We start from the raw sequence: 13,556 nt of genomic DNA, 5'->3' as shown, positions 1-13,556 counted from the left end.
AGATAAAACATTAACCCCAAACCCTTGACTTTAAAAGAACACTTCCGAACAAATATTACCTTGGCTTACCCAGTAATGCTCAGCCAGATGGGACACATTCTAGTAGCTGTAGCAGATAGTATGATGGTGGGTAGGTTAGGTACAGTGCCATTGGCCTCTGTTTCATTAGCGAATAGTGTGTTTTCTGTGATCATGCTTTTTGGTCTTGGAGTCTCTTATGGAATGACTCCATTAATTGCTTCTGCAGATGGAGCGAACGACAAGCGAACTGGAGCTAAATTCTTCAAACATGGCGTATATCTCAATTCAGCGTTGGGAGTATTGCTCATGCTAGTGGGGTTGGTTATTGGTCAGTCATTGTTTCTGTTAGATCAGGACCCTGAGGTATTGGCTGGGGCACTGCCATACTTCAATACTTTGGTGTTTAGCCTTATCCCACTTATGGTGTTCCAAGCTTTCCGGCAATTTGCAGAAGGCTTATCCATGACACGTCAGGCAATGTACATTTCTGTTTCTGGTAATATTTTGAATGTATTCTTTAACTATGGATTGATCTACGGTGAGTTAGGAATGCCTGAACTAGGTCTGGTTGGTGCAGGTTGGGCCAGTCTGATTTCGAGAATCATAATGGCGGTGGCAATGGCGGTCTTTGTATTGAGTTATAAGCCATTGAGAAGATATGTGATACTCTGGTCAAAGATTAAGTTGCGACCATTTGTGATGCGTAGAATACTGAATATTGGTGTACCATCAGGCTTGCAGTATATATTTGAAATAGGAGCATTCAGTATGGCTGCAGTGATGGTCGGTTGGATGGGTGCAGAGGCACTGGCTGCACACCAGATAGCACTGAACTTGTCTGCCATTACCTATATGATCGCTACGGGTATTTCGGCTGCTGGAGCCATTCGTACGGGTAACCAATTGGGTAGAAAAGACTACCCAACTCTCCGGACGGCCGGTTTGACTTGTTTTGCTATGGCGGCTATCATGATGGCCTTTTTTGGTGCTGGATTTATATTTGGCAATACCTATTTGCCTACCTGGTATATCAACGAGCCGGCGGTGATAGAAATGGCTGGTAGCCTATTGATTATTGCGGCATTCTTCCAAATTTCAGATGGTGTGCAGGCAGTTGGGCTGGGAGTATTGCGAGGTATTGCCGATGTAAAGGTGCCTACTTATGTGACCTTGTTCGCTTATTGGTTTATGGCAATTCCATTGGGGTATCTGTTTGGTATTTATTTAGACTGGGGAGCCAAAGGGGTATGGATAGCATTATTAGTAGGTCTTACGCTGGCAGCTATTTTGCACTTGGCTAGATTTCATGTTTTGTCTAACCGATATATCCTTAAAAGCCGGTGATTTTGGCTAGGTATTGATCAAACTCATCCGTGAGTAGTATCTCTGTTTTTAGTCCAAGATTATCAGTTTCTTTGATAAGTAGTTCTTGGTCCACATATAGCCAATCAAACCAATCGCCTTTTTTGTCTTTGTACTCGTATTGGTACTGTATTTCGCCAAAATAGTGATCCGGCTTTTTGAGGCCATCTTCGTACAAATATGAAATGTCCGATGAATCTAAAATTAACTGACCACCTTTATTCAAGAGCTTTTCACAATGCTTGAAAAAATAGGGGAGTCCGTCTAGTTTTCCTGCGAGGCCCAGGCCATTCATTAGAAGTAGTAAGGTGTCGTATTTCCCTTTGTGAGCAAAAAAGTCTTCTTCTACAATCTTTTCCATTCCTGAATGGCGCAGCGTTTCAATGCATCCTGGTGAGTTTTCCAGGGCAGTAGCGTCCATTTCAAATGCCTGCATAAAAAGTGCATGAGCACCTGCACCTGCGCCTACATCCAGAATTTTGCCCTCGCATGAGGTGATGGCAAGATTTTCGAGATCCGTAAAGTCTTGATGATCTCTGAAGAAAACCTCTACAGGCATTTCTTCTGGCTCGCCATAAGAGTTGTATGTTTTCAGGACGACCGAATGATCGCCTTTATAAAAGTCAAATATGGCTTCGCCGTGTACGTCTTTCAAAGTCTATTTGAACATGTTCATTCCAGATAGTGCTCTTTTGGCTCCGCCCATTTTGTTCATGGTCTTCATCATTTTACGCATCTGGTCAAACTGCTTGAGTAATTGATTGACTTCCTGGATAGAGGTACCGCTACCTTTGGCAATACGCTGCTTACGACTACCATTAAGGATGTCTGGCTCTTCTCTTTCTTTGGTAGTCATTGATTTAATGATCGCCTCTATTGGCTTCAGGGAGTCGTCGTCTATGTCAATGTCTTTAATGGCTTTGCCTACACCTGGGATCATGCCCATCAAGTCTTTGAGGTTACCCATTTTCTTGATTTGTTCTAGTTGGGATAGGAAATCATCAAATCCGAATTGATTCTTTCGAATTTTCTTTTGAATTCTCTTAGCCTCTTCTTCGTCAAAAGTGTTTTGTGCTTTCTCTACCAAAGAAACCACATCACCCATGCCTAGAATTCTATTGGCCATTCTGTCTGGATGGAATACGTCCAAGGCATCCATCTTCTCTCCAGAACTGATGAATTTGATTGGCTTATCCACCACCTTGCGGATAGTCAGGGCAGCTCCACCACGTGTGTCACCATCTAACTTGGTCAATACCACACCGTTGAAGTCTAGTCGATCGTTAAAGGTTTTGGCAGTATTTACTGCATCCTGACCTGTCATCGAATCCACCACAAAAAGTGTTTCGGCCGGATTGAGGCCTTTTTTGAGCGCCTCGATCTCATTCATCATTTGTTCATCTACTGCAAGACGACCTGCAGTATCGACGATGATGGTTTTTTTGTTATTTTCTTTAGCGTACTTAAGTGCGTTTTTGGCAATTTTTAACGCGTCCTTATTTTCAGGTTCTGCATATACATCGACCTCGATTTGCTCTCCCAGCACTTTCAACTGATCTATCGCCGCAGGACGGTAAATGTCACATGCTACAAGCAGGACGTTTCTATTTTGCGCTTTGAGGTGGCGAGCAAGTTTGCCTGAAAAAGTAGTTTTACCCGAACCCTGAAGACCTGAAATTAGAATGACGTTTGGGTCGCCTTTGAGGTTAATTTCCTCACTACTACCACCCATCAATTCTGTTAACTCTTCAGAAACAATTTTTGTTAGTAATTGCCCTGGAGAAACTGCAATTAATACATCCTGACCAAGTGCTTTTTCTTTGATGGAATCAGTGACCTCCTTCGCTACTTTGAAGTTAACATCGGCATCGATCAATGCTCGTCTAATTTCTTTGACGGTGGTAGCCACGTTAATTTCAGTTATCCTTCCCTGTCCCTTCAGTGTTTTGAAGGCCTTGTCGAGCTTTACACTAAGATTATCAAACATAATTCTTGATTCGTATTATAAAGAGTCTAATTGGGATACCATGCTAAGAACAAGTACGAAAGCTATTGAAAGCAGTTTTTGTGTAATTGTCACATGGACTCCATGTAATTATTCCGCAAAGCTAATGATTCCCTTGCAATGATCGAAAGGGAATGATTGAATGTTCTGCAATACTCTTTAGGAAATTTATTTTTGATCACTTTGTAACTTTTTAATCTCCATGCAGTATTATATAAAAGATTGTACCTTGTATAACATAATACTAAAATCAAAAACTCATGAACAAACTCATATTACTTATTGGCTTATTGATAGGATTTCAGTCGGTCGATGCGCAAAACGGAAGGGTACGCGAGCGTGACCTCGAAGGTGTATGGAAAATGAAAATTTCTTTGGACGAAGATGTTTTCGAGCAAGAACTAGATGACGAAGACAACGCATTTGCAAGACTAATTCTTCGAGCTACCGGAAATCTAGTGGAAGGCATATTAGATGAAATAGATATCGAGCTCGAATTTCGTGATAATCATGAATGCCGAATTTATGTATCAGCCTTTGGAGAAGAAGAAGTTGAGTATTCTGAATGGTATATCAATGGAAGAGGAGAATTATTTATAGATGATTCTGATTCTTTCCAAATGGGAGATGATGAATACTGGATCTTTGAAGACGGTGTATTGGTAGCCTATGAAGATGGGCGACCCCTTGATGATGATGCAGCGGTGTATATGGTCAAGATCGAACAATAGAATATTCACAAATAGTAAATAAAACCGAGGTGAGCGCTTCGGTTTTTTTGTTTTTACTCTCCTCAAACGAAAAAAGCCCAGCAAAATGCTGAGCTTTTCGAAGTCGGGATACCAGGATTCGAACCTGGGACCCCCTGGTCCCAAACCAGGTGCGCTACCGGACTGCGCTACATCCCGAACTATAAATTGCCACCGGTATTATTGGCAATCTTTTGTGATCCGCTCAGGACTCGAACCTGAAACCTACTGCTTAGAAGGCAGTTGCTCTATCCAGTTGAGCTAGCAGACCATCAATATTCTAAGAAGACTTTTTCTTCTCTTTTTGCGGAGAGAGGGGGATTCGAACCCCCGGTACGATTTCTCGCACGCATGTTTAGCAAACATGTGGTTTCAGCCACTCACCCACCTCTCCAGTGGATACCAAACTACAAGAAATGGATCGAAATCTCATCTCTTCGGAACGTTTTTCCCCTCGTTTTTTTGGTGCTCCTCAAAAACGAGATGCAAATATAGCATAACATATTTTAGAACTCCAACGGCTATTTAAAAAAAGCCTTAGAAAATTGAAATATTTTCTGAAATGCCAATTTTCGCTCAATTCGAAAGGGGTATTTCTCCTTTATAGAATGTCAATTACGTTTTCTATGGGACGTCCAATAGCGGCTTTTCCATTTTTCACTACTACCGGTCGTTCGATGAGTATTGGGTGGGCAACCATGGCATCTATCCATTCCGCATCACTTAATTCTTTGCCTTTGAATTCTTCTTTGAAAATTTTTTCTCCCTTCCGTATCAACTCGAGCGGCTTGATGCCAAGCATACTCACCAGCTCGGTGATTTCTTGTTTGGTAGGATTCGTCTTTAGATACTCTACTATTTCAATTTCTTCGTTTTTCTCTTCAAGTAGGGCGAGCGTTTGTCTACTCTTAGTGCATCTGGGATTATGATATATTTTGGTCATTTCATTACAGTCTTTTTAGATATATGTCTCTGGCCTGATCCAGTTCTTCAAAAATAGAAACTTTCAATTCTTCAAGCTCTTTTAGTAAGTCCTTTTTGGGGTTGATAAAATTGTGAATTTTAAGAAACGACAGACCTGAACGAAAGAAGCTGTAGTAGTGAAGAACATAATATCCTGATAGCGGGAGGGAAGCTAAATACAAACTGATGGTTAAAGGGTTGGATGATACCTTTGAATCGAAAATAAAAAAAGATAAGCCATAATAGGCTGGGAAGATAACAATACCCAAACTCATCATGATCGGTGCATAATATTCTACTTCTTTAGTGAATGTTTTAGCTAACCAATAGGGCGCCCTAAATGGGAGTAAATTTTGAATCATTCCATAGACGTATATGGGGAAGCCTGCTATCAAATAAAGTGAGCCAGAAACCAAAATACTCATTTTTTTCAACCTGCTTTGGAGTGGTTTTGTTCTACTGGCAGTCGTTTGAAATTCATCGAGTAGCTGACTGCATCTATCAATCTTGGTTTTTATTGTCTCAAACTTATTTGGAAATGAAACTTTGAAGTATTGAATGGCATTTGCGATCTCTTTGGTCAGCTGAAATTCCTCCTCTTTACTATCTAACCGTTTGATCAATTGATCTTTATAGATTCTTTTAATCTTGAAGAAAAGGTCCTCCTGTTCTTTGTCTTCAGTTGTAATAGTCAGGCTCTCCAGTGCCTCCTTAATTCTCTGTGTTAAAGCCTGAACCCCTGCTACCTCGTCCTTTTGATAAACCTCCCTAAAGTCTTTGACATCAATAAGCTCCCCGGAGTTCACATAGATCTTACTTCTGAATTTCGATGGGTTACTATAGTACAGTCCGATAGGGATGATTTTTACACCCAAATCGAAGTCATTTTTTTGTTCTACACTTAGTGCAATACGAGCACCTCCAGTTTTGATTTTCCGGAGCTTCAATTCGTGGTAGCTGGTTCCTTCTGGAAAGAGCATCAATGAATTGCTGTCTTCCAGAAATTTGTAACAATCTCGAAAGGTTTTTTCGTTGTCTATTTTCTCTCCTGGAGCTACATCCTTGTCTCTGTAGACCGGAATGACTCTGAAATAGGCGAATATGGTGTTGACTATTCCATTAACAAATATTGAAGCGTTGCCAAGAAACCCCACTCGCTGCTTAAAGAGCGTAGCGAGAATCAATGGGTCCATAAAGGTATTGGGGTGATTACCAACAATGATCAGCGGACCGTTAGTCGGCAGCTCGATAGCTTTATGAATCGATACCTTTCGGAAAAATATCCGAAGGGCTACTTTGACTATTATTTTGAGAAAGTTGTAGATCAAGCGGTTCCTTTATTCAGTTTTGCTCTTGATAGAATGATAAACCCTATAACGAAAAACAATCCCATGAATAGCATGGAGTTTCTCATGGTGCCAGTGAGCTGAAGGATGTATCCAAAGCCCATGGTTCCTAATACAATGGCAAACTTTTCTGTGACGTCATAGAAGCTGAAATAAGACGCGGTATCTTTTGTTCCTTCTGGGATCAACTTAGAATAAGTAGATCTGGAAATCGATTGAATGCCGCCCATTACCAGACCAAGTAATCCAGCTAATCCATAAAACACAGTTTTATCCCCAATAAAATAGGCAAGAATACAAATTGCAAACCAGATGGCAATGGCTAGGGAAATTGACATTTTGTTACCTTTTTTATCAGATATGGAGGCAAACAAATAAGCCCCACCTACAGCTACCAATTGAATGATTAATATCACAATTATCATTTCACTGGATTCCATGCCGATTTCTTCTGCTGCAAAAAGAGGAGCCAATAGCATAACAGTCTGTACTCCCATACTGTAAAAAAAGAATGAGTACAAGAAACGAATAGAATTGACATTTTCTTTGAGACTGCCGAATACTTTTTTGAGTTCGTTGAACCCTGATCGCAACACTTCTCCTGTGATCTTTCCATGGGAGCGCTTGTCCTCCAGGGCGGCGAAGGCGATATGAGCAAAGCCAAACCACCAAATACCCACCAATAAGAACACGAATCGGGTGGCACTGCCTGCACCGTCAAATCCAAAAGTCTCTGGAATGGATACTAAAACTAAGCTGACAATTAATAGCAGTACACTGCCAATATATCCCATTGAAAACCCTCTGGCACTTACTCTGTCCATTTGGTCTTCACTGGCTATTTCAGGAAGAAAAGCATTGTAAAAAACGACTGAGGAAGCGTATCCTAAACTGGCGGTGATGGCTAACAAAATACCGTATTCAATGTTGCTGCCTTCAAAGAAGAACAGCCCAATACAAGCTAAAGAACCCAAATAGGTAAAGAATCTCATAAAGGCCTTCTTAGAGCCTCGGTAATCCGCAACACCGGATAAAATAGGGTAGAGAATCACTGCTATCAAAAAAGAAAAGGAGATAGCGTATGAATATAGAACTGAGCTATTAATCGAAAAACCGAAAAAACTTACCACATCGCCATCAAAGGCTGCTTTCGTAGCACTATTGTAGTAGATGGGAAAAATGGCCGTAGTTACGATAAGGTTGTATACTGAATTGGCCCAGTCATACGAACACCAGGCGTTGATCGTCTTTTTGTCGTTTAGAATCATGGCCTGAAGATAAGAAAAAATTAAGCGTTCTTAGCCATCATTTCTTCAATACTACGGTTAAATTTCTTGTGGAATTGTTTTTTGAAATTGGTCACATTTTTCATGCCAATGGCCTTGGCGGCCTCTGTTGGGTTTTTGAGACTTTTACTCTTAATCAGGTTTTCTAAATAGTGCCATCTGATCTCTTTGATATACTCATGAGGAGTGAGGTCAGTAAGTTTCTTGATCATACGGTACACTTTTCTCTCACTAGCTGCCATAGCATCAGCCAATACCAAAACGGTAAGGTCCGGATTGTCGATTTGTTTAATGACAAGGTTCTTTACTTTTTCGAGCAGTTCCTTTTCAATATCATTGATCAAAGGTTTGTCATTTACGATAATCGAATTGCCACTTTCTTTTACCCATCTCTCTTTTTGATCAAGCAGATTTTTTATTCTAAGTAAAATATCCTCTTTGCTAAAAGGTTTCTGAAGGATGTTGTTTATTCCTCGGGTCAAAACCTGAAGTTGATCATCTGCAGTATTTCTGGCTGAGACCACTAGCACTGGAATTGATTTCCAGTTCTCGTTTTCCTGCATTTTCTCTAACAACTCAAATCCGTCCATCCAGGGCATCATCAAATCTGTGATGACTAAATCGATCGGCTGATTTTTTAGAATTTTGAGAGCCATAACACCATTCTCTGCTTCAGTAACCTGATATTCTGCATTAATGAGCTTGGCTATAAATTCTCGTACCTCTGGGTGATCGTCGACTAGGAGTAGTTTTGGTTTGTCTTTGTTCTGACCATTGCTGGACAATTCAATGGTAGGATCAGGGTTGTATGTTTTCTCCCACAATTCACCCCATAGCTTGTTTTTTGTTTGGATATAGTCAGACGTTTCTGGGATTTGAGATTCTGTATAATCCAGTACCATGAATGGCATGGTAAGAATAAAGGAGGAACCTTCTCCTTCTTTGGACTTTACCTGAATATCTCCTCCATGTACATCAACCAATTCTTTGACAAGGGAGAGTCCAATACCTAGTCCTTCGTAAACATGATAATTGTTTTTTGGTGATTGGTAGTAACGGTCAAACAAATAAGGAAGACTGCTTTCAGGAATGCCTTCTCCGGTATCTGTAACTGATATGATGAGATCATTGCTATGGCTTTCAACATTGATCATAACCGAATCTCCTTGATGTGTATGTTTTAAAGCGTTAGTAATGAGATTGAAAACAATTTTTTCAAACTGATTTGGGTCTATAGAGATGGCGACGTCCTCAGGCACACTTGATTTGAAACTTAAATCCACTGATTTGAATTCTGCAGAGGATTTGAACAAGGCCACTAGTGTTGAGAGGTAAGAATTGACAGGTACATCTTTCAGGCTTAATTTTATCTTCCCTTCCTCCAATTTGGTCAACTCGTTGATTTCGTCTGTAAGGAAAAGTAAACGTTGAGCGTTTTTATTGGCTACTTCCAGATTTTGTTTGGCATCTGATGTCAGATAGCTTTCGTCGTCTTGTTTGATCTGTTCGTAATTGCCTAAGATCAAACTCAATGGGCTACGCAAATCGTGGGATATATTGGCAAAGAATCTGGATTTGGCGAAGTCTAATTCTTCTAACTTCTTGGCTTGAGCCGATATCTGACGATTCAACCTTCTTCTTTCTATGGCTCTCATATATATAATGATAGCAATGATGAGCAGTAAAATGGATGCTGCCGCAGCAAGAATAATAATGGTCTGTTGACGCTCTACTATTTCTCGGAGAAACATCGTTTCGGCTTCCTTCTTCTCTGCTTCATACTGTGATTTCAGGCTTTCTATGGTACGAGTGGTTTGTTCGTTGAAAATGGAGTCTTCGTTTTCCTGGTTCAACTTGAAATAATACAAGGCTTTTTGGTAGTCACCACGGCCTTCGGCAATGATGGATAGATTTTCATGAATCTTTCTTATGTCGTTTTTGAGATTGTTGGCCTTGGCTACTTCCAGACTTCTCTTTGAATAGTGTTCTGCAGAATCTAGATTTCCTTTTTGACGGTGAATAACGGCAATGTTGTATAAGCTAAAAGCCAACGCACCTTTGTTCTTAATTTGATTTATGGCGTCTATAGATTCATAAAAATATTTTAATGACCTGTCAAGATCTCCTTTTCTCATGGTCAGTTCAGCGAGATCAACCGCAATAGTCACCAAACCCTCCTGATCTTTAAGCTTCTTGCGGATAGCTCTAGTTTTAAGATAGTTTTCCTCTGCTCTGGCATATTTGTCCATTCGGGAATAGGTTCGCCCGAGGTTAAGGTAAACATAGGCAAGCATGTTTTGATCATTCAGCTCTTGAGCAGGAATGAGTGCTTTTTCAAAATAATCCAGTGCTCCTTCATAGTTGGTTTGATAGATGTAAATGTTGCCAATATTGATATTGGAATAACCAATCTGCTCTAGATTTTGGGCCTCTTCCGCTGCTTTGAGCGCTTCAACGAAGTACTTGAATGCATTCGAATAATCGCTTTTATTGCGATAGGCAATGCCTTGAAAGTTTAAGCTTTTTATGATTCCACTTTCGTAATTAAAACTTTTTGAGAGTTCGTAAGCCTGCTGACCGAAATGCAGCGCTGAATCCGAATTCACGTTTCGGTATTGCCAGCTGAGTTGTGCTAGTATCTCCGCTCTTTGGATGCCAGAAGAAATATTGAGTGAGTCTTTGAGGCTGTCAATACTTTTTTGAGATTGGGCAGTTTTTGCCAGCGTTGCATTTGTACATAGACAAAGCAGTGCTACCCATCCAAAAATAACCAGAGACCTCTTCATACCAACCTTAAAATTATTCTCAATTGCAACCTCGAATTTAATGTATTTTGAGTAAAAAAATAGAAAGAGTAGAAGGTCTTAAGGTTGGGTGATTTTATAATTCTTAAAAAGTCATTAACATTGACGTTCAATTCTAAAAAATCAATCAGTATGAGTGCAAGCACTAAGTCCACTTTAAAGTTAATCGCCATCGTTATCGTATTGCTTATGGTAGCGATGCAGCTCAATTTCATCATCATCCCTTTTTTGGCCGCATATAAATTTTGGCTGATGGTTGTGGCTGCAGTATTGTTGTTGCTAGCTAGTTGATAGCGGCTGTGGTTGACGTTTTTGGGTAGTTAGATTTGGACTTATAGCCTGTAGTGCAAGGTACGCTGCTAGTTTTTTTGTAATTTTTTGTGAGGATTAGAACTATTTTTTGATGATAGTCATCTTAATAAAAACCAAAAGTCAAAAAAACTCAAAATCATGTTCAAAAATTATCTCAAGGTTACCCTTCGTAACCTACTCAAAAACAAAGTTTTTGTTTCAATCAACATTGTAGGGCTGGGGTTAGCACTAGCCTGTTGTATCGTGGCATATATCAATTCCAAGTTCAATTGGTCTTTTGACGAATGTCATGCGCAAATTGATAATATTTACAAACTCCATAGCGTAAGGGACGATAAAGGTGATATTCGGGAATATGGCCGTGTACCTTTCCCTATTGTGGATAATGTAATGAATGACGTCGCTGGAGTGGATCGCGCATTCAGATATGAAAGCCATGTTTTTACTGCCAGAGATGTGCAATTGGACAAGGTGTTTAACACTAGTGTTACTTATGTAGACCCAGGATTTTTAGAATCTTTCACCTTCGAGTTAATTAAAGGTGACCTCAATGCTTACCATCAATTAGAAAATGCCATAGTCACTCAAGAATACGCCAGTAAATTTTATGGTGATGAGGATCCAATAGGAAAAGTGCTGACTGTATTTGATGATACGGGTATGAGCTTCAATTTTACTATTGGAGGAGTGGTAGAAAAGGCTCCTCAGAATTCTTCTGTGCACTTCGAGTTATTGCTCAATTTTGAGAACAGATATAGAATGTATGACGATGGTGTAAAGGGAAATTGGGAAGCCATGGCACAAAATTCCTTTATTTATCTAAAAGACCCATTGCAAGCGGCATCTATTGAATCACAACTGAATAAGTATGTTCCGATGCAAAATGAGGCGAATCCTGGCTTTACCATAACAAAGTTTGTGTTGAGCCCGATGAACAACCATGCTCAGATATCGAATGAAATTCGATGGGATAATCTAAGAGATGCAGCACCCACAGCAGCTACTTTGACGCCTCAACTGATGGCTCTACTCATCTTGTTGGTGGCTTGTTTCAATTTTACGAATACGGCCATTGCAACATCTAACAGAAGGTTGAAAGAAATCGGTGTAAGAAAAGTATTAGGAGGAAATAGAAGGCAACTTATACTTCAGTTTTTGGCTGAGAACCTTACTATTTGTTTTTTGGCCATTGTGATGTCGTTGCTTATAGCTCAAATTTTAGTGCCGGCCTATAGCGCCATGTGGGAAGGGATGGATCTGGAAATGAGTTTTTCCGAAGATTACATGCTCTATATTTTCTTAGTGGGATTGCTGGTGTTTACCACACTATTGGCAGGATTTTATCCTTCGCTCTATGTGAGTAAATATGACCCAGTGAGTATCCTTAGAGGGACCTTAAGTATTGGTGGTTCTGGGAGGTTAACCAAAATTTTATTGGCTTGTCAATACACTTTTACTGTCATTGCCATGTTTGCAAGTGTAGCCTTTGTGCAAAATGCACGCTATCAGGATACTTTAGATATGGGTTATGATAGAGCCCAGGTGCTAGGGGTGAGTGTCCTCAATGACAATGAATATCAAAAGACAATGGCCTCCATGCTGGCCAATCCAGATATTGAAGCTGTGGCTAGTGCCAAAAATCATATAGGCAGAGGAAACTATGGCGCAACTTTGCAAAATGAAGATGCCGAAGTAGATGCTAACATGATTGACGTAGGCATTGGTTACCTGGAAGTGATGGGCTTAGAAATATTGCAAGGCCGATCTTTCTTGAGAGAACTAGAGGCTTCCGACAGTGAAGGTTCATTGATTGTCAACGAAAAAGCAGTAGAAGCCTTTGGCTGGACAGACCCTGTGGGTAAGCGAGTAGCCATCAATGACACCACAACCTTAACGGTGGTGGGCGTTATTAAGAATTTCTACATGTATGGTTTTTGGGCGCCTATCGAGCCTGTGGGTATCACACTGAAGAGCTTGCGATTTGAGGATGATGGAACCAACAGCTTTGTGGTTGCTCGTACCAGCTCAGATAAAATTAGAAATGTATATGACGACTTAGAGTCTGACTGGAATGACCGTATTCAGACCAAAATTTTTAATGGTTTCTTTCAAGATGATTTTTTACGTCAAGCCAAGGAAATTAATGACAACATCATGATGATTTTTGGTTTCTTAGGTATCGTGGCTTTTATTCTCTCTTGCCTCGGGTTATTCACACTTGTATCCATCAACTTGATGAAGAGGGTTAAAGAGATTGGGGTGAGAAAAGTGCTGGGTAGCAGCATCGGTCGCATCGTTTACTTGATCAACAAAGATTACTTCTTGCTTTTGTTGATTTCGTCTTCATTAGGAGTAACCGTGGGATTTTATTTGATTGATGCACTTATAGCAGAAATATTCACCCATTACAAATCCATGGATGTAATCACATTTGCTACACCTATTCTGACAATTGTACTTATATCGCTGACTATAGCAAGTTTGAGAACCTTCAAATTTGCTCAGGTAAATCCTGTGACAGCCCTCAGATATGAATAAAAGATAAATGATAGATGAACATGTAAAAGGTTCGGGATATTCCCGAACCTTTTTTGTTCCTTATTGGAAATAATAGAGAAGCTTATTCTTGCTTATTGAATAATAAAGATCAAATTCATGGATGCACTAAAATCAAAGTGAAAAAGAAAACCCCATAGGTTTTCAAAACC

General features: G+C 40.1%; 10 protein-coding genes and 3 tRNA genes. 4 read left to right on the top strand and 9 right to left on the bottom strand.

What is annotated here, in order from left to right; genetic code table 11:
* Window positions 1-24 precede the first annotated feature (24 nt).
* Entirely contained in the window at window positions 25-1,365 is a 1,341-nt protein-coding gene (locus ACO6S2_RS18135) for an MATE family efflux transporter (protein WP_422359975.1), read from the top strand.
* On the opposite strand, the gene ACO6S2_RS18130 is transcribed toward ACO6S2_RS18135, so the two are convergent.
* Entirely contained in the window at window positions 1,352-2,038 is a 687-nt protein-coding gene (locus ACO6S2_RS18130; RefSeq protein WP_422359974.1) for a methyltransferase, read from the bottom strand. The genes ACO6S2_RS18135 and ACO6S2_RS18130 overlap by 14 nt on opposite strands.
* Before the next feature lie 3 nt (window positions 2,039-2,041).
* Window positions 2,042-3,370, bottom strand: coding sequence for a signal recognition particle protein (ffh, locus tag ACO6S2_RS18125; protein WP_422359973.1), 1,329 nt, complete (start codon window positions 3,368-3,370; stop codon window positions 2,042-2,044).
* Between the two features lie 278 nt (window positions 3,371-3,648).
* Between ffh and ACO6S2_RS18120 the strand changes: the two genes are divergently transcribed.
* Complete coding sequence (locus ACO6S2_RS18120) at window positions 3,649-4,119, top strand: hypothetical protein (protein WP_422359972.1); 471 nt, start codon at window positions 3,649-3,651, stop codon at window positions 4,117-4,119.
* 103 nt (window positions 4,120-4,222) lie between these two features.
* Here ACO6S2_RS18120 and ACO6S2_RS18115 read toward each other — a convergent pair.
* From ACO6S2_RS18115 to ACO6S2_RS18085, 7 genes are all read right to left on the bottom strand, one after another.
* Window positions 4,223-4,296, bottom strand: a tRNA-Pro gene (locus ACO6S2_RS18115).
* A gap of 38 nt (window positions 4,297-4,334) precedes the next feature.
* Window positions 4,335-4,408, bottom strand: a tRNA-Arg gene (locus tag ACO6S2_RS18110).
* A 36-nt stretch (window positions 4,409-4,444) separates the two neighbouring features.
* Window positions 4,445-4,531, bottom strand: a tRNA-Ser gene (locus tag ACO6S2_RS18105).
* A gap of 207 nt (window positions 4,532-4,738) precedes the next feature.
* Window positions 4,739-5,080, bottom strand: coding sequence for an arsenate reductase (glutaredoxin) (arsC, locus tag ACO6S2_RS18100; RefSeq protein WP_422359971.1), 342 nt, complete (start codon window positions 5,078-5,080; stop codon window positions 4,739-4,741).
* A gap of 4 nt (window positions 5,081-5,084) precedes the next feature.
* A complete protein-coding gene (locus ACO6S2_RS18095) occupies window positions 5,085-6,428 on the bottom strand; it encodes a 1-acyl-sn-glycerol-3-phosphate acyltransferase (protein WP_422359970.1) in 1,344 nt (447 codons plus the stop codon).
* On the bottom strand, window positions 6,425-7,714 hold the full coding sequence (locus ACO6S2_RS18090) for an MFS transporter (RefSeq protein ID WP_422359969.1): 1,290 nt from the start codon (window positions 7,712-7,714) through the stop codon (window positions 6,425-6,427). Before ACO6S2_RS18090 ends, ACO6S2_RS18095 begins: the two co-directional genes overlap by 4 nt.
* A gap of 20 nt (window positions 7,715-7,734) precedes the next feature.
* Window positions 7,735-10,518 (bottom strand): tetratricopeptide repeat protein, encoded by a 2,784-nt coding sequence (locus ACO6S2_RS18085; protein ID WP_422359968.1) that lies wholly within the window; start codon window positions 10,516-10,518, stop codon window positions 7,735-7,737.
* A gap of 150 nt (window positions 10,519-10,668) precedes the next feature.
* Between ACO6S2_RS18085 and ACO6S2_RS18080 the strand changes: the two genes are divergently transcribed.
* Window positions 10,669-10,827, top strand: a complete 159-nt coding sequence (locus tag ACO6S2_RS18080; protein WP_176214683.1) for a hypothetical protein — start codon at window positions 10,669-10,671, stop codon at window positions 10,825-10,827.
* A gap of 159 nt (window positions 10,828-10,986) precedes the next feature.
* Complete coding sequence (locus ACO6S2_RS18075) at window positions 10,987-13,386, top strand: FtsX-like permease family protein (RefSeq protein WP_422359967.1); 2,400 nt, start codon at window positions 10,987-10,989, stop codon at window positions 13,384-13,386.
* The last annotated feature ends 170 nt before the right edge of the window (window positions 13,387-13,556 follow it).

The sequence above is a fragment of the Reichenbachiella sp. genome, assembly GCF_965233835.1.
Taxonomy (GTDB): domain Bacteria; phylum Bacteroidota; class Bacteroidia; order Cytophagales; family Cyclobacteriaceae; genus Reichenbachiella.
This window is presented reverse-complemented; position numbering and strand designations above follow the sequence as displayed.